The sequence below is a fragment of the Bdellovibrio bacteriovorus genome, from assembly GCF_025558485.1.
Lineage (GTDB): Bacteria > Bdellovibrionota > Bdellovibrionia > Bdellovibrionales > Bdellovibrionaceae > Bdellovibrio > Bdellovibrio bacteriovorus_G.
This window is the reverse complement of record NZ_CP102930.1, coordinates 1,579,015-1,603,876: the sequence shown is the minus strand read 5'-3', so window position 1 is coordinate 1,603,876 and position 24,862 is coordinate 1,579,015. Positions and strand designations below refer to the sequence as shown.

Sequence of the window (24,862 nt, the reverse complement as noted above, 5' to 3'; positions counted from 1 at the left end):
GCATATGTCGAATACTAAGCTAAAAAAAGTAATGGTCGCTGCCTGCATTTTCCTTCTTCAGCCGATGATGAATCCCGGTTCTGCGGCTTTTGCAAAAAGAAGAACTCCACCAAAAGCCTATAGTTTTATTGCCGAAGGCGGCAAAGCCTCCCAAGGCGAATGTGACGGAGAACGTAAAATTCCCCGCCTGAAACGACTGAAAGAACTTTCCAAAGCCAGCTCTTACATGGGCTCAGAACTTCAAAGCCCCGAGATCAAAGGAAAAATCGACGGAGAAATGTGGAAACATTTCTTCCGAGTTAAAGCCTCCTGCAACACCGTATTGGCTAAAACCCCATCTTCTGTAAACGAGGCACTGACAAGCGCCAAACCTGAACTTCCAGCAGAAGAAGACATCGAAGATACCGACACGAACGAGCAGACTGACGGCCCAACAGAAAATCAAACTGAGAACACCCCAGATCCTGAATAACTAAAAAAGCCGGGTTGCCCCGGCCTCTTTTTTAGTTATTTTTCTTTATATAGTCTTTCCAAAGATCCACCAAGGCCGTCTGTTTCATCGGCTTGTCGTTCAGCCGTACTCCGGTCAGGCGCTCAAGCCCCCGCACCGCAGGCATATGAACTCTGGCATCTTTGTCCGTCAACAAACCGGCAAAAGAGGACATTTCCCGGTCCATCGGTTTTTTTGCCAAAGCTTCGACGATCTGATGGCGAATCCATAAACTTTGACGATTCTTGAAGTTATAATCCTGATTCAGCTCTTCCCATAAAAGCTCACGATCCAAAGACCCGCTTTTTTCCAAAGTCTCTACCGCAGCAGAACGGACCACCAAGGCTTTATCTTTGATCAGCTTCTTAGCCAGCTTTTCAGCTTCCGTCGGATTGACTTCAGCCAATGCAATCAAAGCGGCATTGCGCATGAACCACTGACTGTTGGCCCCCGCTTTTACCAGATCCGGAGTCGCTTTTGCCCCACGAGCTTCAGCAGCTGCCATCAGTGCGCGCCAACGCAGCCCCATGGGTTGCGCTTCACTAAATGCCAACGCGATAAAATTCTTATAATGTTTTTCGCCCTGAACCTGGACTACCATGCGACGGTTTTCACCGGGAAGTTTCAACAACTCAAGGGCTGAAGTTAAAGTGCTGGATGAAGGTTTAGTCCCTGCCGCCAAAGCACTTGAAGAAAGTCCCGCAAACAAAACAGAGGCCAAAAGAAACTTATTCATAGCTTTTAACTCTTTTTGGAAACGAAGTTTTCAAACTCACTCATCAACTGATTGGTTTCATCACCGGCTTTCGCAGACTCGTCACTGCCGTCCCCGGCTTTTTCAGCAGCCTTGTCCAAAGCTCTTTGACCTTCCACAGCTGCTGCAAATTCTTTCATCAAATCATCATCAATCAAGTCAGATCCACCCTCGGCCGGGGTCGCTTCTGCGGGCGGTGCCACGTCAGGTGCTGGTTCTGCCGCCGGAGCCTCCGCTGGTGCGGGAGCTGGCTCGCTTGCCGCTGCTTCTGGCGCTGATGCCACTGCCCCACCTGCCTTCAAGGCATCCAGCTGCTTTTTCAGATCTTCGTTTTCATCACGATAGCGGGAAAGATCCGCAATATCTTCACTGATGATTTCGTATTCCGCCAAGCGAGCTTCCAAATCACGAAGCTTGCCGTTAAGTTCTTCTTTTTCCGCAGATGACATTCCGCCTTCTGCCGCCGCCCCGTCAGTTGGTGAGGCCTGTTCTGTGGCTTGAGCCGCCTGCAATTGCGCCTGCAATTCGGCAATTTTCTGATGCCCCTCAGATAAGGACAAACGAAGCTGTGCCACTTCCGCAGCAGACTCTTTCGCCCCTTCAATGGCAGCACTGACCTCAGCAGCACTCGCCGTGGCGGCGGCTGCCGGAGTCGCCTGTCCACGCACAGGCGCCGGAGAATCATCCATCTCCACATCCACACCGAAATCTTCTGACGCAGCGGCACTGCGCGATGACTTCCCAGAGGCCTGTTGATTATCCAGGATTTTTTGCAAAGTCTTTTCCAGCTGAGCAGCGTCTAAAGACCCGTTCCCAACGTCCGCGCCACCTTTGTCTTTCTTCGCAAAGAAAGCGCGATAGGCCAGAAGCAATGAAATAAGAATAATGAGGGCAACGAGGCCTTCAATGATAGCGGTATTGTGCTGGTCCCAAAAGGAGAGGAATTTTTCAACTGTCACAATTCAAATTCTCACCTATCCCAGAGGTCTCGTCAACGCTGGACCTTCGAAGGTATCTAATGATAGCTTGAAGTCATTCCGAGGTGATACATGTCTCAGCCACGTCCCTACGATCTGATCATTCAAGGCGGCACCTGCCTGCTGCCCCATCCTTCCGAAACGGGCCTGATCGAACAGCAGGCCGACATTGCCATCCTGGATGGACGCATCGAAAAAATCCGGGAATCCATCAACGAACCCGCACTGAAAATCATTAAAGCCCACGGACTGCACGTCCTGCCCGGGGTGATCGACAGCCAAGTTCACTTCCGCGAACCCGGACTGGTTCATAAAGAGGACCTTGAAACCGGCACTCGCGCAGCCATCTTGGGTGGGGTTACGAGTATTTTTGAAATGCCCAACACCAACCCCTCGACCACGACTAAAGAGGCCTTCGAAGACAAACTCAACCGCGCCAAAAACCGCTGCCACGCCAACTACGCCTTTTTTATCGGCGGCGCCCACGACAACGTGGCCCACATTGCCGAACTGGAGCTGCTTCCCCATTGCTCGGGGATTAAAATCTTTATGGGAAGCTCGACCGGGAATCTGCTGGTCGAGGACGATGAGACCCTAGAAAAAATCCTGATGCAAGGCCATCGCCGCATTATCTTCCATAGCGAAGACGAAATGCGCCTGCGGGAACGACGTCATATCGCTGTTGATATGGCCGATCCTCATTATCACCCGGTTTGGCGGGACGTTGAAACAGCCGTGAACTCCACCACTCGACTGCTGCGTCTGGCGCGCAAAACCGGACGTAAGATTCACGTTCTGCATGTATCCACAGGCGAAGAAATGGACCTTCTAAAAGACGCCAAAGACATCGCCACTGTCGAAGTGCTGCCGCAGCACCTGACCTTGTATGCTCCTGACTGCTATGACAAGCTTGGCACCTATGCCCAGCAGAATCCTCCGATCCGGGAAAAGCGTCACTTGGACCGCATCTGGAAAGCCCTGCAAGACGGAACTGTGGATGTGATCGGCTCTGACCACGCCCCGCACACACGCGAAGAAAAAGAAAAACCTTATCCGCAAAGCCCTTCAGGGGTTCCCGGCGTGCAAACGCTGGTGCCGATCATGCTAAACCATGTTCATGAAGGACGTTTAAGCCTGCGCAAGTTCACAGAACTCGTGACCGAAAATCCCTGCCGCGTCTTTGGCGTCAAAAACAAAGGCCGCTTACGTCAGGGATTTGATGCCGACATCACCATCGTGGATTTAAAAAAAGAAACGACAATTGATAATTCCTGGATCGCCAGCCGCTGCGGATGGACTCCGTTCCATGGCATGAAGGTCACAGGTTGGCCGACGCACACCATTGTCAGCGGAAAACTTGTGATGGAAAACGACCAGGTGGTATTGCCTTCGCAAGGTCAGCCGGTTGATTTTTTGGATAAGACTCCATGAACCCGACTCCTAAAAAAACGGCCGCCGGTCTGTTCTTTGGCGGTCTTCTTCCGGTTATCGCTTTTACATTTATCGAGGAATATTACGGGATCATTCCGGGGCTGATTGCCGGGATGATCTTCGGTGTGGGCGAAATCATCTGGGAGCTTTATCGTCACAAGAAAGTTCAAAAAATTACCTGGATCGGAAACGGAATGTTACTTGCTTTGGGTGGGATTTCTTTGATCTCGTCTGAAGGCATTTGGTTCAAGTTGCAACCAGCCCTGATGGAGGGCGCCTTCGCCCTGGTGTTATGGGGCTCGTTAATTGTGAAAAAGCCTTTGCTGGTTTATCTTGCTGAACAGCAGGGACAGACCTTCCCGGCAGAAATCAAATCCCGCATGAACGGCATCACATTGCGTGTAGGGATTTTCTTTGCTCTCCATGCGCTTCTGGCAACTTGGGCCGCCCTAAAGTGGAGCACCACCAACTGGGCCCTGTTAAAAGGCGTCGGCTTGACCGTCAGTTTTATCCTGTATCTTGTCATAGAGGCTTTGCTGTTACGACGGGCCATTTTAAAACAAAGATAGGATGAAAAAGATTTTTCTTTTTGCTCTTATTTTGGCGTCTTTGGGATGCAGCCGTCTGGATATGGTTGCCCGATGGGCCGATGTTACCGCCGTATCCCGCGCAGATAAATATTTTGATCTGACCAGCGCACAGGAAAAAGAGCTTAAGAAAGACCTGCAACAAGATATCAACCGACTGCGCAAAGAACTTCTGCCAGAGGTCGCAAAATCCCTGCGGGAACTTGAGCCGGAAATTAAAAACGGTCACATGAATCCGGCCCTGCTGGCAAAAAACTTTATGCTGGTACAGGATTACTTAAAAAAAGGCGCTGCTTATTTTAAAAACACAGCAGCAAAAACAGCAGCTCAGCTTAAAAAAGATCAATTCACTTACTTTGCCACGAAAGTCCGCGCTGACATTGAAGAATCCAAACAAGACAACGACACGGCAGACAAAGCTCTGCGCACGACCTACAAGCGCTATCGCCGTTCAGTGGAATTCTGGATCGGCGGTATTTCCGCCAAACAACAAGAGGAACTGGAAAGCTTTCTAAAAGCCCATCCCTATCCTTGGGATCTGCAAAACAAAAGCCGTGAATACAGTTTAAAATTATTCCTGGATTCCCGGCAAAACCCCGAAGCTTTGAAAAAATTTGTTTTGGATTACTACACTGACTATGAATCCAGCCGCCTGCCCGAATTCACAGACGCCTTAAATGCACACAAGTATGCCTTTCAAATCTTTTTGGCTGAAAAATTCTGGAAGGGTCTCAGCCCGGAACAAAAAGAAAACCTTCAGGAAAATCTAATCGCTCGCGCCGAGGATCTGGAAAAAATTGCTCAGCGCCCTTGATAGTCCACAGATTTTTTATCTTTCATCGCCTGCAATGCAAGGAAATGATCTTCCGTGCGTTGAGTAATTCCCTGATAAGCCGCTGAAACATCCAAAATGGTCGAAAGATCATTCAAGTAAGCCATCTTCATCGCCTTTTTGGTCATCTGCACCGCCACCGGAGGATTCGCCGCGATTCGCGATGCCAGCATTTCAGTTTCTGCTTCCAACGAAGCTTCATCGACCAGGTAATTCAACAAGCCCCATTTCAAAGCTTCTTCGCCAGATACCAGATCGCCAGTCAAAGACATCTGCATGGCCTTGCTATAGCCAATAATTCTTTGCAGGAAGAAGGTTCCCCCATCCCCCGGCACAAGGCCCAATTTCACAAATGTTTCACCGAATTTGGATTTAGCAGAACCAATACGCAGATCACACATCATCGCCAGATCACACCCAGCCCCAATGGCAGGACCATTCACCATAGCAACAACAGGTGTGGAAAGTTCCTCGATACACTTAGGAATCTGCTGAATCCCATGAATATAGCGCATGCGAAGCTCATTGCTTTCCCCGGCAAACATGCCTGTTTTATTCTGCATGGCCTTAATATCACCACCGGCACAGAACGAAGTCCCTTCGCCCTTAAGCACAATCACACGAACCTCAGGGTCAAAATCTGCAAACTTCAAAACCCGAACCAAAGAATCCACCATCTCCAAAGAAATCGCATTACTCTGCTCAGGATTATGAAGCGTCACCCAAAGCACATGATTTTTAAGCAAAACAGAAAGATGAGTAAATTCCTGAGAATAAAAAGACATCAAGTCCCCCACAAATCCAGACTACTGAAGCCAAAAAAAATATGCAACCCCACATCCCCAAACGTGAGCCCGAGAAAGCAGAAGCCGTCATTGAAATGTCAAATGCAAGGCGGAAGAAGGAGGCGTACCACTGGTACGTCGACGCCGACCAACGCAGCAGTTGGCGTTTCAAGGGCGGCTTCGGGTAGAAACGAAAAAAGGCTCCCTTATCGGGAGCCTTCTTAATTACTGACAGAATGGAAGATCTGGTTTGATTTGGCAGATGATCTGACAAATCGCTGGATCGCCCAGTGGGCATTCACCCGGTTCGCCAGGAGATGGCAAACCACCACCGTCATCTGGAGGAGCTGGATTGTTACCACCACCAGAAGAAGCACCAACGTGCATGTTCAAAGTGGAAGCAGTTTTACCGTCAGCATCAGTCACTGTAATAACAGTGGAACCGTTCGCTACAGCAGTCATTGTACCGTTGTCAGATACAGTGGCTACAGAAGCGTTGCTGGAAGCAAACTTGAATGGAGCCTTACCGTTCAATACAGAAAGCGGAAGAGTCTCAGAAGTTTTAATTGTCGCTGCAGATGGAACAACAACCATTTTTTTGGACATAACGGCTTCTACAGCTTCGTAAGCGTCCACACGGCAGTTACATGCAGTTTCAATGGAAACTTTAGTACCAGTCGTCTGCATGATCGCGCGGATTTGCGCACCAGTCAGAGAAGGATCTTGAGCTTTCATCAAAGCCACCAAACCAGACACTAGCGGAGTCGCCATGGATGTACCGGAAAGGTTACCGTATTTGTTCTTAGGCAAAGTGCTCATGATGTTTTCACCAGGAGCTGCCACGTGAACTGTTGCAGTACCGTAGTTAGACCATGATGGTTTTGCATCAGAAGGACCGGAAGCCGCAACTGTGATGGAATTAGGATAACCGTTGTTCGCCGGGAACATTTCAGTTTTATCGTTGTTTTTACCATCGTTCGCCGCTGCTGCAACAAAGATGATACCTTTATCATCAGCACGCTTAACTGCCTCAAGAAGCGGAGCTGCTTGAGCACGAGGAACCGCCGCACCCCAAGATGCAGAGATCACGTGAGCACCTTTTTCAATCGCATAATCAATAGACTTGATCGCGTTGTTCAGGTCACCAGAGCCGTCAGCACCCAAGAAACGAAGTGGCATCATGGAAACTTCCGGAGAAAGACCTACGATACCGCCGTCGATCAAACCAGTCGCACCAACCGCACCCGCACAGTGTGTACCGTGGCCTGGGTTTTGGAAGCCAGTGATATCCATTGGATCGGAATCATTATCACGGAAGTCATAACCCGCGATCATGTTCGGAGCCAAAGCCGGGTGAGTGTAGTCAACGCCCGTATCGATAACCGCTACGATCACGTTTTTGCTACCTTTGTTACCCGCGCGCTGCCAAGCCTTCTCAGCTTGAACTTTAGCGATAGACCATTGTTCTTTCAAAGCTGCAGCATCAACTGGAGCAGCGAAAGCTCTGATTTTGAAGTTAGGAACGATATACTCAACTCCTGGCTGTCCCAAAAGAGAAGCCAAAGCCTGAGCTTCGTGATTTTTCGCGATATCTACAAGCACCAAGCTTGCAGTGTCGTTGTGATCCATCATTTGGACCGTGGACACCTTGGATGTCGTCATCGTATTCAGCATGTTGAATGCGCGTGTGTTCGTGTACTTCACCAGGTATTCGCCTGCGAACGCCTGAGAACCGAACAGAACCGCACCAACTAGTAATGCACGTTTCATATTAAACCCCCTCCGTGGTGAAAAAATCATATTCACCTTTCTTCTGCGTTGAATACAAAAATCTTAAACAAATCTTAAAATCTTTTGACACAACCCATCGAATATTGAACCCACAACGCTTCTTTTCAATGATGTGGGCGACTGTTTTTACGCAGCGAAAGAGAGTTTCATCATGAGTTTTCTCCACGCCATCATCCTCGGCATCGTCGAAGGTATCACCGAGTTTCTGCCAATTTCCTCCACCGGGCATATGATTATTGCCAGCTCCATGATGGGAATCGAAGACAGCACGTTCACCAAAGCTTTTGAAGTGATCATTCAATTTGGCGCTATTATGTCCGTGCTGGTTTTGTACTGGAAGCGCTTCCTGCCCCAATGGGGATTCTATAAAAAGCTTTTTGTGGCATTCCTCCCCACGGCAATCATTGGCTTCATTATTAAAGATGTCGTCGAGCATCTTTTGGGCAGCGTGCATGTTGTCGCATGGTCGCTGATCATCGGCGGCGTGATTCTGGTCTGGTCCGACAAGATCTTTGCACACCTGACGATGATGGGCCGAAAAACAGATGATCTGACATATAAGGACTCGGTCAAATTGGGGCTCTTCCAATCCATCGCCATGATCCCGGGAGTCTCGCGGTCCGCAGCCACTATCATGGGCGGATTGACACTTGGCATGAATAAAAAAGAGGCAGCTGAGTTTTCATTTTTTTTAGCGGTCCCAACAATGGCCGCAGCGACATTATATAAATTGTTGAAAATCTATAAGACCATTGAGCCTGCACAAATCAACGTTCTGCTGGTCGGTTGCGTGGTGGCGTTTCTTGTCGCCATGCTTGCGATCAAGTTCTTTATCGGTATAGTGTCTCGCTATGGCTTCCGAGGGTTTGGATATTACCGAATCATCCTGGGCGTCATTTTACTTGTACTACTTTATACGGGTCACAATCTGCAGGTGATGTAAAATGAAAGAATTGTCTGGCATGGAAAAGTTTCTGTTCGAGGACTCTCAGTGGTTCTCTGCCGAAATGAGCGAGTTTTTAAAATCCACGGTCTTTGTTATGCCGACCTGGAAATGGGCTTTTCTGGGAATTGCGTTCGCCGTGGGGATCTTCGTGCTGCGTCCCCTGTTCCATTTCATTATCAAGGAACTAAAAAAACACAACCCGATCGTTAAAAAGTACCCCAAAAGCTTCTGGGGTTATTATCTAAAATCCGACACAGATCGCCCCTTGGCCTGGATTTTGGTGATCCTGCTGTGGTTTGCTGCCGGAGACGCCGCCGAACTCAGCGGAAAGTTTGCCAATTATTATGATCACTTCCTGCGTGGCCTGATTGCGATCTTTATCATTCGCCTGATCTACTATCTGGTGGATTCGGGCTGTTCCGTTCTTGCCGACTACACTTCCCAAACTCCAAGCACTTTTGACGACCAGTTGGTTCCGTTTGCCTCCAAGGCAGCGAAAATCTTTGTCGTTGTCATGGGCTTTTTGATTGTTCTGCAAAGTTTTGGCTTAAATGTCATGTCATTGCTGGCCGGTCTGGGGCTGGGAGGTTTGGCGCTGGCCCTGGCTGCACAAGACACGGCCGCAAATTTGTTTGGCTCTATCACCATTTTGTTTGATCGTCCGTTTCAGGTTGGCGACTGGGTGAAAATCAAAGACATGGAAGGAACCGTGGAAGAAATCGGCTTCCGCTCGACTCGCGTCCGTACTTTCTACAATTCTTTGATTACCATCCCCAATGCCATGATGGCCAAAGAGACTGTGGACAATATGGGTGTTCGACCTGCCCGCCGCGTTCGTCAGGTCCTGGGTCTGACTTATGAAACTCCTCCGGCAAAAATTGAGGAATTCTGTGATCGCGTTCGCTATCATATCAAGACCGATGAAAAGGTGGTTTCTGAAACGGTCACGGTCCATTTCAACAACTACAATGCCTCGTCTTTGGATGTGCTCGTCAATTTCCACTTAAAGGTGTACACTGGACCGGAAGAGCTGGCCCATCAACAGAAAATCTTTATTGAGATTCTGAAGATTGCTGCCGATATGAAGGTCGATTTTGCATATCCAACGCAGACAGTGTATCACATGACCCCTGCACCCCAACAATAGGACTCAGGCCCGATGTCAGTAAAATTGGATTTCGTTATTTTAAAAGAGCAGAATGTCGCCAAGGTCAGCCTGGGCGGTTTGCTTGAAAATGACGAAAAATCTCTGTCAACTTTGCACATTCCAGAAGCCCTGGATTTACACCTGCATCTGGATCAGTTGCGCGGAATCAACTCTTTGGGCGTTCGGGCTTTTGTAAACTGGATGTCCACAGTGAAAAACACCAAGATCCTGATTTACGATGCGCCCAAGTGTTTTATCGATCAGGTGAACATGGTGGACGGCTTTTTACCCAAACAAGCCCGTGTGCGCAGCTTCTCTGTACCCTACTATTCCGAATCCACTGGCGAGGAAACACCTGTGTTGTTTTCCATTGGAATTAACTTCTATCTGTATGAAGGCCACTGGAAATTTTCCTTCCCAGAAGTTCACGACAGCAACGGCCAGTTGATGTCCGTGGATATTCAGCCGGAACGGTACTTCCGCTTCCTGGAAAAGATGAAATAAAAAAAGCCCCGGGAATCGGGGCTTTTGATTTTTGTTCTGTTGAACAATTATTTTTTCTTCTTATTAGCTTTACTGGTCAGACCGGCTTCCATGCGGATCTTAATCGCTTCCAGCCTCATCTGTTCAGCTTCCGCATCCGCCTTCACAGTTGCCACTTTGATGCGCGACTCTTCAGCGGTGTTTTTCACAGAATCCAGTTTGCTTTCAAGTTTTTCGCGTTCTTTCTCGGCTTTTTCCGCCTCTTCCGTCAAGCGCTTCAACTCGCCTTCTGAACGTGCGATTTCCGCCTCGTATTCAGCAATGGCTTTTTTAGCGCGGGCAATTTCCAGATTCGCAGTCGCCTGTTCTTTACGAAGATTATTACGATTGCCTTCCAGTTCCTGACGGGCCTTGGCCGCGGACTGCTTCAACTTCTCTTCCTGAGATTTTGTTTCAGTCACCTTCTTGCGCTCAACCTCGGCATCTTCCTTGGCCTTCTTGGAGGCTTCCAGTGCCGCCTTCAGTTCACCATCCACTTTTTCAATCATGGCCTTGGACTGTTCATCCTGAGCTTTTAAGCGCGTCATCTCCGCCTCGGCACGAGCGCGATCCGCTTCCGCACGCGCGATCTCCTGCTTGGCCTTGGCTTCACGCGCTTTGGCCTCAGCCACTGCTTTTTGTGTCAGCAGTTTAGCCTTGGACAGATTTTGTTCGGCCTTCATCGTTTCAGCTTTGGCAACCTCTGCCTCCTGAGAAGCCTTCATGCCTTCTTCCGTGGCTTTGCCAGCAAGCTTTTCCTGCTCTTTAGCTTCGTCACTCAGTTCTTTGGCTTTGGCTTCAGATTGTTTGCGCTTTCCTTGCGCTTCATCACGAGCCTGCTGGGCTTTTTGAGTTTTCTCTTGAGCGGCTTTAATACGGGCCTGCGCCGTGGCCTGCTCTTTTTCCGCCGCCTTCTGGGCACGATCATGCTCTGCTGCTTCAGCTTTTAACTTGGCGGATTCGCGTTCGGATTCGGCCTGTTCTTTCTTGGCGTCACTTTCCAATGAACGGGCTTTATTGATGGCCGATTGCGATTCCGCACGCACCTTGTCCCGGCGCTTGCGATCCTCTTCAGCCCGCTTCTTGGCTTCATTTGCCTCGGCTTTCGCGGCTTCGGCATCCGCAGTGGCTTCTTCAGCTTCAATCTGCGAACTGTCCACCTGCGCTGTTGCTGTCAGGGGCATGGTTGAGGCCATTAGAGCTGCCAACAGAAGAGTCCCAAGGGGTTTTAACTGCATTGAATGTCTCCTTCGATGTTTCAATCGATGTTCAATAGCAATTAGGATAAAGGGATTTTGGGCAAAAAAAAAGCGACCAGGATTGGGGGGGGAGGGGTCCTGGCCGCCATGGGGGGTTGACTTGTACTAAAGCAACGGCGGTGCCATGCCTACTACTTTGCCAGATCCGATTAAACTCGCAGCCGATGCAAATCCTATGTCGAGGTTTTTGACAGAAAACGACAATTGTCGGACCGAAGTTTCACATAAACGTTTCTTTGTGGGAGGCTCTACCTCGACGTTCGCCAGTTCAGTATCACCCATTTTTTTTAGTCCGATTGTCTCAAAGTGAGCCCGATTTCATCTGACGCAGGTCCGGAAATCCATCAAAACTCCACCGTATCGCTTATCCGTGCGATCCCCAAACTTGATTCAATGCCTCAGTGTGAAGCAACAACCCCATGTTTTGAAAGGATAACAAAACAAGTGAAGCACTTAAGAATGAGTCTAAACATCGTACTTGCAGCCTCCCTTCTGGCGACAGTCTCCTGCTCTGACAGCAAAAAATCCAATCCAGGCTCTACCGAACCGGATCTTACTGGATACTGGAGAACCGAATGCCAGGCGGCACCTACTCTTTTGGCTATCGGCAGTAACTATGACTATTTCCAACTAGATGAAGAAGGGACTCAAAACCTCTTCCGCGTAAACTACTCAAGTGTTGATTGTAGCGGCGATGTGTTTAGCATTGATAATCTTGGCACCAACACTGTTGAAGTTGGCAATATTGTATCTCAATCTCCTTGGACGGTAGAGCTCAATTCTACAAGATGCACTACAACAACTTACCTAACGGCGAAGCTTGAGTCAGAAAAGCTCTACATCGCCGAAGGTGAATGTGGCAGTGAACCTGAAACACGTTGCACTGACTTCGACTACTCCCCAGCTTACTCCCGCATGACCGAAGGCGATATTCCATCCGTTCCAGTAAAAGCTTCCCCTTCCTTCTGTATTCAGTAAGACTTTTGGAGCCTGCATCTTCGCAGGCTCCTCTCCTTGACCCACGGCTAGGTTCCAGCCGATTCAGGCTCTGGACTCGACACACCTTCTAGTTCTTTCTTATTCTGATTTTATGAACAGTCCGTTTCTAAAACAAAGCCTCGGGGCTTTGCTTATTCTGTGCGCCTCCCCTGCTGCCAGCGCTTTGCATGTCATGCTCGATCCCGGGCATGGGGGCGTGGATACAGGAGCTGTTTACAGCGGCGCTAAAGAAGCGGATCTCGTCTTAAAAGTTGCCCAAAAGCTGCAAACCCTGCTGGAAAAAGACAGCCAGTTCACCGTCAGCATGACTCGTACCAGTGATCGCAATCTGGGGCTGCCTGAACGAGTCAAAATGGCCGAAAACTCCAAAGTCGATCTGTTCGTCAGCCTGCACGCCAATGCGGCGGCTGATCAGCGCGCCAAAGGTGTTGAGTTCTTTTTCCAGAACAATCTGCCTCCAGATGAAGATGCTCTTTTCTTGGCCAGCCAGGAAAATCAAATGGTCTTGAATCGTCGCGAATTGCAGGAAATTTCAGGCGGCGATGAACTTTCCAAGAAAGGTGATGTGGCCGCCATCGTTGAAGACTTACAACGCCAAAGTCGCATGACCAGCAGCCTGCGCCTGACGCAAACACTCACTCAGGTGTGGGAGCGGGATTCTTCTGCGGCGCAAGCCACGATCAAACAAGCACCCTTTTACGTGATTTCAAAAACCTCCATGCCCTCAGTTTTGATTGAGATAGGATTCCTCACAAATCCCAAAGAGGTTAAAAAGCTGGTCAGCGCGAATTATCAAAGCGACCTTGCTCAAAAAATATACAACGCCCTCCAGTCCTACAAAGAAAAGATGGACAACCACAACGCAAAAACCCTAAATTAGACAAGTCTTACCACCCCCAATTTAAGACTGTTCAAAAGGTTGCGCCGCAAGGCAAAGCCACCGCACGACTACGCATCGGACGGACCAATCTTGACAGTCGCAGGAGTTTTTATGCGCGCTGATGGCCGCTTATTTGATCAACTACGAAATATCAAAATCACACCAAATGTTTCTGAATATGCTGAAGGTTCGGCACTGGTGGAATTTGGTCGCACCAAAGTTCTTTGCACAGCGACCTATGAAGCCAAAGCGCCCTCTTGGTTGGTGGGCACTGGGGCTGGCTGGGTGACGGCTGAATACGGCATGCTTCCTCGCTCCACCCACACACGTATCAAGCGTGAAAAGTCCATGACGGGTGGACGCACTCAAGAAATCTCTCGCCTGATCGGGCGTTCCCTGCGTGCTGCTGTGGATTTGAAACAACTTGGTGAAAAACAGATCATCGTGGATTGCGATGTTCTGAACGCTGACGGGGGCACTCGCACAGCGTCTGTTACTGGCGGTTTTGTGGCATTGGCTCTGGCTCTTAAAAAATTGCACGCTGTCAGTGAAATCAAATCCATGCCTTTGACGAACTATGTGTCTGCCATCAGCGTGGGTCTGCATGAAGGTCAAATTTTGCTGGATCTGAACTATGATGAAGATTCTGCCATCGGAACTGATATGAACTTTGTCATGACTGACAAAGGCCAATTCGTCGAAGTCCAAGGAACGGCTGAACACTTGCCCTTTACGCGCGATCAGTTGTTCAAAATGATGGACGTGGCTGAAAAAGGCTGTCGTGAACTTTTCATTCACCAAGCCGCTGTTATGGGCGAAATCTATAAAATTGCGGGAGTTTAAAGATGGAATTGTGGATTGCGACTGGAAACAAAGGAAAACTTGCTGAATACAAACAACTGCTGCGAGAACTACCGGACTTAAAAGTCTTTTCACAAGGCGACATTCCCTCTTTCACTCCCCGCCCTGAAGACGGAAAGACTTTCGAAGACAATGCTCGCATCAAAGCCAAAACATTGCGTGCAGTGAAAAACAATGTCTGGGTTTTGGGTGAAGATGCGGGCCTTGTGGTGGAAGGCCTTAATGGACTGCCAGGCATTCACTCGGCCCGTTATGCAGGCCCCAAAGCGTCGGACAGCGAAAACGTGGCGAAGCTTTTAAAGATGATCACTTTAAAACCCATGCCCAACAAAAACGCGAAGTTCGTCTGCACCACAGTGGTCTATACACCGACGGGTGAAGAGTGGATCTTTACCGGTGAAATGAAAGGCACGATTGCCTCTAAACCCGCGGGCTTGCATGGCTTTGGTTATGATCCGGTATTCATCCCGGAAGGACAGACTCAGACTCTGGCAGAACTGGGCACGGGCTACAAGAGCCTGCTGTCCCACAGAGCGATGGCTTTAAAGGCTTTCCTGGAAAAGCTTCAAACTGTAAACCCTTAAAAAAAAGACCCCATAATCTGAAGGATCATGGGGTCTTTTTTTTAAATTCTCTGCTTTCAATCTATTCGCCACCCATCGTCAGCTTGCAATCCAGCGGGCTCTTATTCAAAATAGTTCGCCCGTTCTTGATGATCGTGATGGTACCTTTCTTCAAGTCCAACTGAAAGGTGCGTTCTGCGATGTCACTGTAAGCTTCAACGTAGATCCAATTTTGCATTCGCTTGTCGTTGCCCGAAACCTGGAATTCAATTTCATTGGTTCCAAACTTCAAATCAGTATCACCCACTTTGTTATCGCGGTGGCGCATAAAGGGTCTCAACTGCCCATCGCCATAACGATTGCCTCTGTATTCAAGTGTTAGTAACTGGGCTGTATTATCGTATTCATAACTGCAGCGCCACTCCGTTCCCGCCTGGGCAAGTGGAGAAAAGGCCGAGATCGCAAGAATTGCCATTGTGATAGCTGACTTCATTTTCATAAGATTATCCTTTGTTCATTTGGCTTTCGCCGATGGTTAACTTTTTACTTAGTCTGCTGACAAAGTGAGGTCTTGCAGCTTCAGTGCCACTCCTATCCAATCCCCGTCCAGTCACACTAAATCGCAGCTCAAGGACATTAACCCCGAACTGGCGCACCTTGAGGTGTGGCTTGCGTATGTGCCACAGCTCAACTTTTTTACGCTTTTTTAAGCTAGGGACATTTCTGGGACGCTGGTCGCAAGACCTGGGCGCAGGTATTACACTCTTCACGGAATAAGATAGAACACATTTGCGAAGCCTTCTCTGGAGATATCTTCATCTTAATCCAATAAACCTTCAGCACTTCTTCTTTGCTGCCGATAACTTCGTCATGGAAATTCTGGGACGTTTTTTAATCATAATTTGTCTCATCTTGAGCCAAACAGCGTGTAATATTCAGGCGACGCTGACCGATATTTCCCCTTCGATAATCTCTGGAAAGATCATTCTTCCTGAAAGTCAATTTTCCACCGGCATTCTAAAAAACCTAGGTTCCTACATTGGTCTTGGATGCTCCGCTAGCGTCTCACTCTATCGCGGTGACAATCCGGCAGCCCTGCAGACCGTTTCTGTTTCAAGCAACGGAAACTATTCATTCAGCATCAGCGAAGCAGACCGAGACAGTTTGAAAAATGGAAGTCTTCAATACAAAGCTGTGATGAACAATTGTGACTCCAGCTTCAGTCGCCCCTTGACGGGCATGGAGAATCAAAACATTTCACTCGGAAGCGAACTCACCGAGCAAGCTCTGGCGGTAGCAGCCTTCCATGGTATCTCCAAAAGTGTTATTGACAAGACGGCACTGGGAAATTTTGTCGCACGCCTGCAAACGATTGAAAGTGAATATGGTCTGCCATCTCTGGAGGGCACCTACCTCGAAATCAAAAACTCCCCAGCCCTTTCTGCCGAGTTTTTGAAGGTCTTTGGCTTTAACGTTGAAAAAGTTGAAGACATCACTCCTGATATCAAAAAAATGACAGTAACCTCGAGCTTCGGTGAGGGACAAACGCTGGCCCCGATAGTGGAAACTCAGCACTGGTCTTCAAACTATCTGACAATCTACAAGTGGGAACTGGATGGTCAAGTGGTCTCCCATACCAGCGCTCCCTCCTTCAGCAAGGTCCTTTCGGCCAACTTCCAAGGTTCGCACACCATGAAGATCACCCTGGGTCGTGATGACGGCTCCGGAAAAGTTGACACGACAAAACCTATTTGGACTCGCACTTTTAACGTACAAGTTGACAACACAATTCCACCAACCTCCCCGACCTTCACCAAAGCCACGCCAACAGGGGCGTTTGTCAACTCAGCAAATGTCGTCCTAAATCTCAATACAGGCGCCTCTTTAACCAACTGCGAGTCGTTTTCGTCACTAGCGCTGACGGAAAATGCTGCCATTGCACCGACCAACGAGTCTGCTTACAACATCATCTGCAACACCGCAGGGACTCAAACCGTCAACTATACTCTGACTTCCGAAGATGGTCCGATCATCCTGAAACTGTGGGCCCTGGATGCCAGCAAGACGATCTCCACCTTCCCAACCCAAGTGACCTTCACGCTGGATCGACAAGCTCCGGCGGTCTCTCTGACAGCATTAAGCTCGGCCAACCTGCAGGGAAATTCTTTGGTGGATCTTACCTATTCCGCCACCGATTCTTATGGAATTGCCTCGCTCACCTTGCAAATTGCCGAAGACGGCAGCACCTTCACGGATGTCGCAACACTTGCTTCTTCAGCAACCTCTTATCAATGGCGGGTTCCAACTCTGGACGCCAGCGGAGTCAAAATCCGACTGGTCGCCATCGACAATGCTGGCAATATCAACACTTCAACAAGTGCAGCCTTTAATATCTCTAGCACGGCTCCAAACCCTCCCGTACTTTCCTTAAATACTGTGACTCCGTCTCAGTCCACCAGCGTTTCTTTAACCAACCAAAACTGCAATAAGGCCGCGTCTCAGATCATTTTCACAGACTCCACTCTGCAGCCTGGCCTTGGTGACAGCCGTTGGCAGACCTGCACTGCGGGAGGCACCCACACCTACACAATCCCCGCAAACCAGGGAACTCACAATATCTATGGCTGGCTGCGAGATCTGGCCGGGAATATTTCGTCATATTCTTTAGTGGAGTTCACCCATGACACTGTTGTGCCCGTCGTGGCACTGACCTCGCTGAACAGCGGCCTTTACAAAGGTGGATCGACCCAAACGTTCTCTTGGACAGCCAGCGATGCGGGAGGACTGAGCAGTTCTCCTATTGCCTTGGAATACTCTACCAATAACGGCAGCTCTTGGACCTCCATCGCCTCAGGCCTTAGCAACTCAGGCGTATATCTCTGGACAGTTCCAAGTATTGACTCCAACACAGTCAAAGTTCGTGTTACGGCCACCGACAAAGTCGGCTTGGCGGCCTCATCTGTCTCGTCGGGAAGTCTGACTGTGGACTCCACTGTGCCAACATTATCCCTGACCAATCTGCCAGCCACTATCCAGGGTGCCACCCCTTTCAATCTGCAATTTTCAGCCAGTGATACCAACAATATTTCTTCATTAACATTGCAGTTTGCCCAAGATGGATTAACTTTTACGGACATCGCCACACCCGCCGCTGGAAGTACCAGTTATCTTTGGACTCCGCCCGCCGTCAATACCGCGGGTTCAAAAATAAGACTCATTGCAATTGATATGGCCGGGAACTCTTCCTCGATCACCTCTGCCGCTTTTGGCATCGACAGCAATGCCCCGACTCTTTCTCTGACCTCGTTTAACAGCGGCAGCTTTAAAGGAGGCTCCGTCCAGGCGATCACATGGAATGCTTCGGATGATGTCGGCCTCAATAGCGGAGCCATCAGCCTTGACTATTCCAGCGACAACGGCCTGACCTGGAATTCCATTGCAAACACTCTTGATAACGCAGCCAACGACGCGTGTGTGGTTCCCGGTGGTAGCAGTGGATGTTATTCATGGACTTTACCCCTGATAAACTCAAACCAAGTCCTGGTTCGCGCCAAGGCCACTGACAGTTCTGGTAATAGTAAAACTGCAACCTCCTCTGCCGCGCTGGTTATCGACTCAGCGGCGCCGACAATTTCACTGAGTAACTTTAACTTTGGGATTTTCAAAGCTGGCAGCAGCGAGGCTATCGCCTGGAACTCCTCTGACAACTTTGCTCTTGCCGGAAGCCCCGTAGCTATTGAATACAGCTCCAACAACGGCAGCACCTGGACAACACTCTCCTCCGGCGCAATCAATGGCTCCACCGGTGGCTGCAGCATACCCGGCGGAAGCAGTGGCTGCTATGCTTGGACGCTGCCTTCCCTTGACTCCTCCACCATGCTGGTTCGACTGTCTGCTTACGATGCCGTTGGCAACTTCAGTCAGACGCTCTCCACCCTGGCCTTCACCGTGGACAACACGGTTCCATCAGTCAATCTGACTTCGATGAACTCGGGAACATATCAAGGCGGCTCGCTTCAAAGCATCAGCTGGAGTTCTTCTGACAATATTTCTTTGGCAGGTTCTCCTGTCAGCATTGACTACACCACTGACGGTGGCACCAGTTGGAACAGTATTGCCACAGCTCGTTCTGCATCTGGGACCTATGCCTGGACAATACCGAGCACTATCAACTCCTCCCAGGTTAAAATTCGTGTTTCAGCCATCGACTCAGCAGGCTGGAGCAACTCTGCCGCCTCCAGTTCCAATCTGACTGTCGACTCCACAGCTCCTGGCTCGCTTGTGCTCACTCGCACCAGCAATGCTTATAGCAATGCAAACTCAATTACGATGAACATTGCCGGATGCAGCGGTGATGCGGTTAAAATGCTTTTCTCTGAAAGTGCCACCGTGCCCTTAGCGAACGATCCTAGCTGGACCCCTTGCGCTGCCAGCAAAGTATTTACAACCAGCATCGGGGATGGTCTGAAGACAGTTTATGCTTTTGCTATGGATGCCGTCGGCAACGTCAGTGCCGTGAGTGCACCTGCCACTTTCACACTGGATACAGTGGCACCATCTTTTACTTTCAGCTCAGCATCCATTTTCCAGGGTAACAGTTCAGCCACCTTCTCTTGGCTTCTCACCGAACAAAACACTTCCAGTTCCCAGAACTTTGTCATTGAACTGGCCTCTGATGGTAGCAACTATGCTGCTCAACCCGCGGTTTCTGCAGCCAATGGTCCTCTGAGCAACAGACCTTTTAATACCAGCTTAAGTCTGCCCAATGTGTCCCAGGCCGCAGCCAAAGTCCGAGTCTCCTTCACTGATCTTGCCGGGAACTCCGCCAGTGCGGTCTGGACATTCAAAATTGACAACTCCAAGCCAACTATCAGCAGCTTTAATCTGAACAATGGTGCTGCCAACACCTCGAACAACAACGTTCAAATCAGCCTTAATGCTGCAGATTCTTTCAGCAAAGTGAATCGCGTGTGCTTCCTTAGCTCCAGTATTGGAACTCCGGCCACACCTGCGGACAACGCCCCCTGCTGGACGACTTTGGCAACGGGGCTGCAATCACAAACAGTCTCAATCACTCCGGCTGACGGAATCTACTATCTTTTGGGTTTCACGAAGCAATCCTACACTGTCTACGTCTGGGTGATGGATGAAGCCGGCAACATCTCTGCAAACAGTGGCAGTGACGGCGTCGATAAAAAATCAATTTACTTTGATCCCGGCACACCGCCCGTGGTTAAGGACGTCATTGCCGCGAATGTCGATGTTCCATCGTCTCCACCGCTGAAGTCACAACTTAAAACCAGCGTCAGTCAGAAAACCGTCTATATCCGCTGGAACGCCTCCGACCTTGAAGGACTGGCCGCCAATCCAATTTCGCTGTCTTATACGACAGATGAAGTGAATTTCATTGATATCACTGGCGCCCAGAATCTTCCGAATGCCATCAATGGAGGTTGCACCAATCAAGACTCCTCCACCGGGTGTTACACATGGACGAATGCGCCGACTACGGGATACTTTTCGATTCGTGTGACGGCAAAGGATACCTTGGGACTAAAAACCTTTGCGCGTTCCTCCGGCTTCAATGACGACAATCTGCAGATTATCGCCGGCAATATCGGCTCCGGACTCAAAGGCAGCGCCATGGGTTACACCTTCAGAACCGGCAGCCAAACATCGGGCTACACCCTGGATTCAGGCGGTTTGATTTTTGCTGATGACGGACGTGTCTTTGTTCGGGATCAAGTCGATGGACTGTTGTGGATCAATCCGGCCACGGGAGTCATTGATAAATTCATTCCAACAACTGGAACATCCAGTGGCGATGGGGGCCCAGCCACCTCTGCAACTTTGAAATACCCAGAAGCCTTGAGGCTTGATTACAACAACGGACTGCTGATCTGGGACTCTGATCGCATTCGTCGCGTGGATCTTAACACCAATACTATCACCACCATTCTTGGCGGTGGAGCAAGTACTGATCCGATGGAGACACAAGTCGACTGGAATCAGATAAAGCTTGCGGCCTATGATGATGCCACCGTTGGCTGGACCGTGCTTCCCAACGGTGACATGTACCTCCGCGCTTCCAGCAGCGGCAATGGCATCTTCCAGCATTATGTTGCAGCAACTCAGAAGGTAGAGCGTATCCAGACTCAAGGGCCGGGCTTTGACACCAATGCCAGCGCGCCGTGGACCCCTCAGGGTGGTTACACTCGCTATCCCAGAGCTATTCACGTAAAATTCAACCCAACAACCTCAGCCGTCGAGCACATGCTGGCCATGATTTACTATCTGGTGCTGGGGAACGATCAGCAAAGTTACGCCCGCTTGGATTTCCTGAATGGAAGTCATAATCAAACTTACTCCACTATGGCCCCTTATGACATTGCCTTCCCTTACCACCCGTGGTTGATGACCGGGATGGATGGCAAATTCTATGTGGTGGCGCACGACCGTAGTGGACTTTATTCATGGGATCCAGACACGAACTCGCTCACATTGCTATTAGGCACCACCAGCGGCTCAAGGGCCATCTGTCCCGATGGAACGCCCAAAACAAGTTGTGCGCTTATGCTCAACGATGTCTTCATTTCCAAAACCGGACAGATCTTCTTTATGGAAAAAGGTTTGATCCGCACCATAGATAGTGACAACAAAATCCTGACAGTGTTTGGTCAGGGCCTCACCTCTGGTGATGGCGATCGCTCCACCAATGCTCGTATCAGTTCAATTATGGACCTTGAGTTTGGTAAAAACATTGGCGGTGCCCGCGATCGGTTCTATATCATCGACTGGGGTAACTACTCGATTCGTGAATTCCAACTGGGTGGCAGCATCCGATATATCGGCTATGGCGGACTTTATAACTTCGCCTCAGATCCTGCCACTGGCGATATTTTCTGGGGCAATTCAGGCGGGCTTTATCGCCTTGATTACAGCACTCTTGCTTCGAATCTGGTTGCCGGTGGCGGAGGTACTGCCTTCACGACCGCAGCGGATGGAACTAATGGCGCCAGTATCAGCTTCACCGCCGGGGCCAGCATTGCCTACAACGGCCAGGTTCTGGCCTGGGACGGAAAAGATGTGTTACAGCATAAATCCCGTTGGAACTCGGGGACCGTTGATGCCATGTTGAAAATCTATGACAGCAGCAGCTCTTACAAACAGTATCATGTTGCCGGCGTGACCGGAACCAATGGGCCTTTCCCAACAACGACAACCCCTGCCGCTACGGCCTACCTTCCCTCCTATGGGGGACTCTCTGGCGCCTACCCTTCCACCGCAAACAGTTGGCTGCTGACTCCGTTTAGCTCCACCATCTATTCGGTCACCCGAGGCGGAGATATTTCTCCCTATAAGAACTTCCCTAGAAGCATGACTGGCTTTGCTTGGGACAATAAGGTCCACGATGCCACTCGTGAACGATTCTTCTATTGCAACAACAACAAGCTTTACCAATACGATATGAAAACTGACTCAGAATCACAGTTAAGCTGGTCCCAGCCAGGCCTGTCATGTGTAGACTCAGCTCGTCGACTGCTCTATCATCCCGAGCGCAACTCGGTCATATTCGCGGTGTATTCTTCCGGATTCTATGGTGTGGCAGAATACTTCCTGCCAGACTGACCTCTTTTGCACCAGGGACTTGCATAATTTCCAGATATAGAGAATACTTTAGAAACACCCAAACAAAGGAGGGCTGATGATTGTTCTATCTTCTATCAAATTTGCTGGCTCTCCTGCGGCTGTTTAATTCAATTTAAATTTCAAATTCGCCCCACGAGAGCTCCTTTTTTTTATTTTTAACTAAATGGAGTCATCCGTGAATTTTAATCACAGCATCCTCGAATGGGGATGGAATGTATTTTTCCAGACACAACTGGAAATGCGCCCGCTTGCCAACGATGAAGTGGTCGCACGAATTATCAACCAAGAACGCGAAATGTACCGGGTGGTTTATTTTACCGCTGATGGTGCTGAAAAAGCCCAAGCCCAACTGACCGGCAAGTTTCGCTATGAACACGAGCACATCAACCTGGAATACCCCGGCGTCGGCGACTGGGTGATTTGCAAACTGCACTCGGACGGTGATCAGGCCCTGATCCATGAAGTGTTGGAACGAAAATCCTGCTTCTATCGCAAAGAACCCGGCAGCGGGGCCCGAGCGCAAGTGGTGGCCGCCAACGTGGATACGATCTTTGTGACCATGTCGACGAATCAGGATTTTAACCTCAAACGCCTGGATCGTTATATGAGTCTTGCGTGGGAAAGCAACGCCTCCCCTGTCATTGTTCTGACGAAGGCAGATCTTTGTGACGACATTGACAGCCTGATTCTGGACGTCGAATCCCAGCACATGGGCGTCCCTGTTCACGCCGTCAGCGCCTTCCAACCGGAAACGGTGCTCACACTGAATCCCTACCTGGCGCCAGGGAAAAGTTTGGTGCTCTTGGGGTCTTCCGGAGTTGGAAAGTCCACTTTGGGAAATGTGCTTCTGGAAAAGGATCAGCTCAGGACCCAGGACATCCGCGAAAGCGACGACAAGGGAAAACACACCACGACGTCGCGCTCCCTGTACCAGCTTCCCTCGGGAGCCCTACTGATGGACACCCCCGGGATGCGGGAACTGGGCTTACTGGATCATCGCGACGGCTTCGAAAGTCAGTTCGAGGATATTGTCGATCTGGCCACCCAGTGTCGGTTTTCTGACTGCCAACATAGAACTGAACCGGGCTGCGCCATCCTGCGGGCTTTGCAAAATGGGGAACTTTCCACAGACAGATGGGAAAGTTTTCAAAATTTGGATCGAGAACTGCGTTATTTTCAGCGTAAATCCGATCCGGAAGTCGCCCGGGAGGAGCGTCAAAAGTGGAAAAAAATTTCCCTGGATCTGCGCGTGCGCCTAAAGCACAAATCCAGAGGGGAAATATAGAGAAAGGGGCCCCTAAAAAGGCCCCTTTTGGGTGGACAAAATAAGCCCCCCTTGTTAGCTTCGATCAAACATAAACCCTACTCCGGTCCTGCCGGAGTGAATAAAGTCAACTCAGGAGACTACGAGTGATGAAGGGCCTAAAAATCTTTACTGCCAATGCCAATCCCCAATTAGCCAAAAAAGTCGCCGAAGCCGCTGGAGTTGAGCTCGGATACTGTGAAGTCAGCAGCTTTGCTGATGGCGAAATTCAGGTCGAAATCCATGAAAGCGTTCGCGGACAGCATGTCTTTGTCGTCCAAAGCACCTGCCCTCCGGTGAATCAGAACTACATGGAGCTTTTTGTGATGCTCGATGCCCTTCGCCGGGCGTCTGCGGCTTCCATTACGGCCGTGATTCCCTATTACGGTTATGCCCGTCAGGACCGTAAAGTGGCTCCCCGCGCGCCCATCTCTGCCAAATTGATGGCGGATTTGCTGACGACTGCTGGAGCCGACCGGGTGGTGTCCGTGGACCTGCACGCCGCCCAAATCCAAGGATTCTTCAATGTTCCCGTGGATCACTTGTTTGCGATTCCGACTTTGGCTCGCGCCTGGCGTGAAGCCTATGGCCAGGGCTCTGAGTTTGTCGCGGTGAGTCCAGACGCCGGAGGGGTCGAAAGAACCCGTGCTTTTGCCAAAAGGATCGAGTCTTCCATGGCGATTATTGATAAACGCCGATCCGGGCCTAATGAGGCCAAAGCCCTGCATTTGATTGGGGATGTGACTGGTAAAACGGCCGTTATCGTGGACGATATGATCGATACGGCGGGAACTCTTACACAAGCAGTTGACAGCCTCTACAAGAATGGGGCAAAACGTGTGTTCGCCGTTGCAACGCACCCCGTTTTATCGGGTCCCGCGATCAATCGTTTAAAAGAAAGCCAGATCGAAAAAGTCTGGGTGACTGACACGATTCCGCTGACTGAAGCGGCGAAAAACTGCGGAAAAATTGAAGTGGTTTCTGTGGCTCCGGTTCTGGCCGAAGCGATCAAGCGTATCCACGGCAACGATTCTGTCAGTTCTTTATTTGACTAAAACAACCCACTTTCGGGTGGATATTATTAA

Annotated in this window: 20 protein-coding genes; 14 read left to right on the top strand and 6 right to left on the bottom strand. The window is 49.8% G+C overall.

What is annotated here, in order from left to right; all coding sequences use genetic code 11:
• Positions 1 to 4 precede the first annotated feature (4 nt).
• A complete protein-coding gene (locus EZJ49_RS08035) occupies positions 5 to 472 on the top strand; it encodes a hypothetical protein (protein WP_262555813.1) in 468 nt (155 codons plus the stop codon).
• Positions 473 to 503: 31 nt separating this feature from the next.
• Here EZJ49_RS08035 and EZJ49_RS08030 read toward each other — a convergent pair whose 3' ends face one another.
• Entirely contained in the window at positions 504 to 1,226 is a 723-nt protein-coding gene (locus EZJ49_RS08030) for a HEAT repeat domain-containing protein (RefSeq protein WP_262555812.1), read from the bottom strand.
• A 5-nt stretch (positions 1,227 to 1,231) separates the two neighbouring features.
• On the bottom strand, positions 1,232 to 2,203 hold the full coding sequence (locus EZJ49_RS08025) for a hypothetical protein (protein ID WP_262555810.1): 972 nt from the start codon (positions 2,201 to 2,203) through the stop codon (positions 1,232 to 1,234).
• Between the two features lie 90 nt (positions 2,204 to 2,293).
• Between EZJ49_RS08025 and EZJ49_RS08020 the strand changes: the two genes are divergently transcribed.
• From EZJ49_RS08020 to EZJ49_RS08010, 3 genes are read left to right on the top strand one after another with little or no spacing between them, the layout of a single operon-like run.
• Entirely contained in the window at positions 2,294 to 3,652 is a 1,359-nt protein-coding gene (locus EZJ49_RS08020) for a dihydroorotase (RefSeq protein ID WP_262555807.1), read from the top strand.
• Positions 3,649 to 4,221: an inner membrane-spanning protein YciB gene (locus EZJ49_RS08015; RefSeq protein WP_262555806.1), complete on the top strand. Its 573-nt coding sequence runs from the start codon at positions 3,649 to 3,651 to the stop codon at positions 4,219 to 4,221. Before EZJ49_RS08020 ends, EZJ49_RS08015 begins: the two co-directional genes overlap by 4 nt.
• 1 nt (position 4,222) lies before the next feature.
• Entirely contained in the window at positions 4,223 to 5,053 is an 831-nt protein-coding gene (locus tag EZJ49_RS08010; protein WP_262555803.1) for a DUF6279 family lipoprotein, read from the top strand.
• Here EZJ49_RS08010 and EZJ49_RS08005 read toward each other — a convergent pair.
• Positions 5,041 to 5,856: an enoyl-CoA hydratase-related protein gene (locus EZJ49_RS08005; RefSeq protein WP_262555800.1), complete on the bottom strand. Its 816-nt coding sequence runs from the start codon at positions 5,854 to 5,856 to the stop codon at positions 5,041 to 5,043. The two genes, EZJ49_RS08010 and EZJ49_RS08005, sit on opposite strands and share 13 nt — an antisense overlap.
• A 225-nt stretch (positions 5,857 to 6,081) precedes the next feature.
• Positions 6,082 to 7,626: a S8 family serine peptidase gene (locus EZJ49_RS08000; protein ID WP_262555798.1), complete on the bottom strand. Its 1,545-nt coding sequence runs from the start codon at positions 7,624 to 7,626 to the stop codon at positions 6,082 to 6,084.
• A 172-nt stretch (positions 7,627 to 7,798) separates the two neighbouring features.
• Here EZJ49_RS08000 and EZJ49_RS07995 point away from each other — a divergent pair, with 172 nt between their 5' ends.
• Genes EZJ49_RS07995 through EZJ49_RS07985 form a run of 3 tightly spaced genes read left to right on the top strand, consistent with a single transcriptional unit; the run spans position 7,799 to position 10,244 of the window.
• Positions 7,799 to 8,590, top strand: coding sequence for an undecaprenyl-diphosphate phosphatase (locus tag EZJ49_RS07995; protein WP_262555796.1), 792 nt, complete (start codon positions 7,799 to 7,801; stop codon positions 8,588 to 8,590).
• A 1-nt stretch (position 8,591) separates the two neighbouring features.
• A complete protein-coding gene (locus tag EZJ49_RS07990; RefSeq protein ID WP_262555794.1) occupies positions 8,592 to 9,740 on the top strand; it encodes a mechanosensitive ion channel family protein in 1,149 nt (382 codons plus the stop codon).
• Between the two features lie 12 nt (positions 9,741 to 9,752).
• Positions 9,753 to 10,244, top strand: coding sequence for a hypothetical protein (locus tag EZJ49_RS07985; RefSeq protein ID WP_262555792.1), 492 nt, complete (start codon positions 9,753 to 9,755; stop codon positions 10,242 to 10,244).
• A gap of 47 nt (positions 10,245 to 10,291) precedes the next feature.
• On the opposite strand, the gene EZJ49_RS07980 is transcribed toward EZJ49_RS07985, so the two are convergent.
• Positions 10,292 to 11,500: a hypothetical protein gene (locus tag EZJ49_RS07980; protein ID WP_262555790.1), complete on the bottom strand. Its 1,209-nt coding sequence runs from the start codon at positions 11,498 to 11,500 to the stop codon at positions 10,292 to 10,294.
• Positions 11,501 to 11,980: 480 nt separating this feature from the next.
• Between EZJ49_RS07980 and EZJ49_RS07975 the strand changes: the two genes are divergently transcribed.
• The 4 genes from EZJ49_RS07975 (at position 11,981) to rdgB (ending at position 14,845) form a co-directional block, all read left to right on the top strand.
• Positions 11,981 to 12,499: a hypothetical protein gene (locus EZJ49_RS07975; RefSeq protein ID WP_262555788.1), complete on the top strand. Its 519-nt coding sequence runs from the start codon at positions 11,981 to 11,983 to the stop codon at positions 12,497 to 12,499.
• 112 nt (positions 12,500 to 12,611) lie between these two features.
• Positions 12,612 to 13,400 (top strand): N-acetylmuramoyl-L-alanine amidase, encoded by a 789-nt coding sequence (locus EZJ49_RS07970; protein ID WP_262555785.1) that lies wholly within the window; start codon positions 12,612 to 12,614, stop codon positions 13,398 to 13,400.
• A 111-nt stretch (positions 13,401 to 13,511) separates the two neighbouring features.
• Positions 13,512 to 14,243 carry a ribonuclease PH gene (gene rph, locus EZJ49_RS07965; RefSeq protein ID WP_262555783.1) on the top strand — a complete coding sequence of 244 codons (732 nt, stop codon included), beginning with the start codon at positions 13,512 to 13,514 and terminating at the stop codon, positions 14,241 to 14,243.
• Between the two features lie 2 nt (positions 14,244 to 14,245).
• Complete coding sequence (gene rdgB, locus EZJ49_RS07960; RefSeq protein ID WP_262555780.1) at positions 14,246 to 14,845, top strand: RdgB/HAM1 family non-canonical purine NTP pyrophosphatase; 600 nt, start codon at positions 14,246 to 14,248, stop codon at positions 14,843 to 14,845.
• Between the two features lie 61 nt (positions 14,846 to 14,906).
• Here rdgB and EZJ49_RS07955 read toward each other — a convergent pair whose 3' ends face one another.
• Positions 14,907 to 15,323: a hypothetical protein gene (locus tag EZJ49_RS07955; protein WP_262555778.1), complete on the bottom strand. Its 417-nt coding sequence runs from the start codon at positions 15,321 to 15,323 to the stop codon at positions 14,907 to 14,909.
• Between the two features lie 665 nt (positions 15,324 to 15,988).
• Between EZJ49_RS07955 and EZJ49_RS07950 the strand changes: the two genes are divergently transcribed.
• The 3 genes from EZJ49_RS07950 to EZJ49_RS07940 all read left to right on the top strand — a co-directional run bounded on the left by EZJ49_RS07950 (position 15,989) and on the right by EZJ49_RS07940 (position 24,832).
• Complete coding sequence (locus EZJ49_RS07950) at positions 15,989 to 22,453, top strand: hypothetical protein (protein WP_262555777.1); 6,465 nt, start codon at positions 15,989 to 15,991, stop codon at positions 22,451 to 22,453.
• Between the two features lie 196 nt (positions 22,454 to 22,649).
• Complete coding sequence (gene rsgA / locus EZJ49_RS07945; RefSeq protein ID WP_262555774.1) at positions 22,650 to 23,759, top strand: ribosome small subunit-dependent GTPase A; 1,110 nt, start codon at positions 22,650 to 22,652, stop codon at positions 23,757 to 23,759.
• Between the two features lie 128 nt (positions 23,760 to 23,887).
• The gene (locus EZJ49_RS07940; RefSeq protein WP_262555929.1) at positions 23,888 to 24,832 is read left to right on the top strand and encodes a ribose-phosphate diphosphokinase; all 945 of its coding nucleotides are present in this window, start codon (positions 23,888 to 23,890) and stop codon (positions 24,830 to 24,832) included.
• Positions 24,833 to 24,862 lie beyond the last annotated feature (30 nt).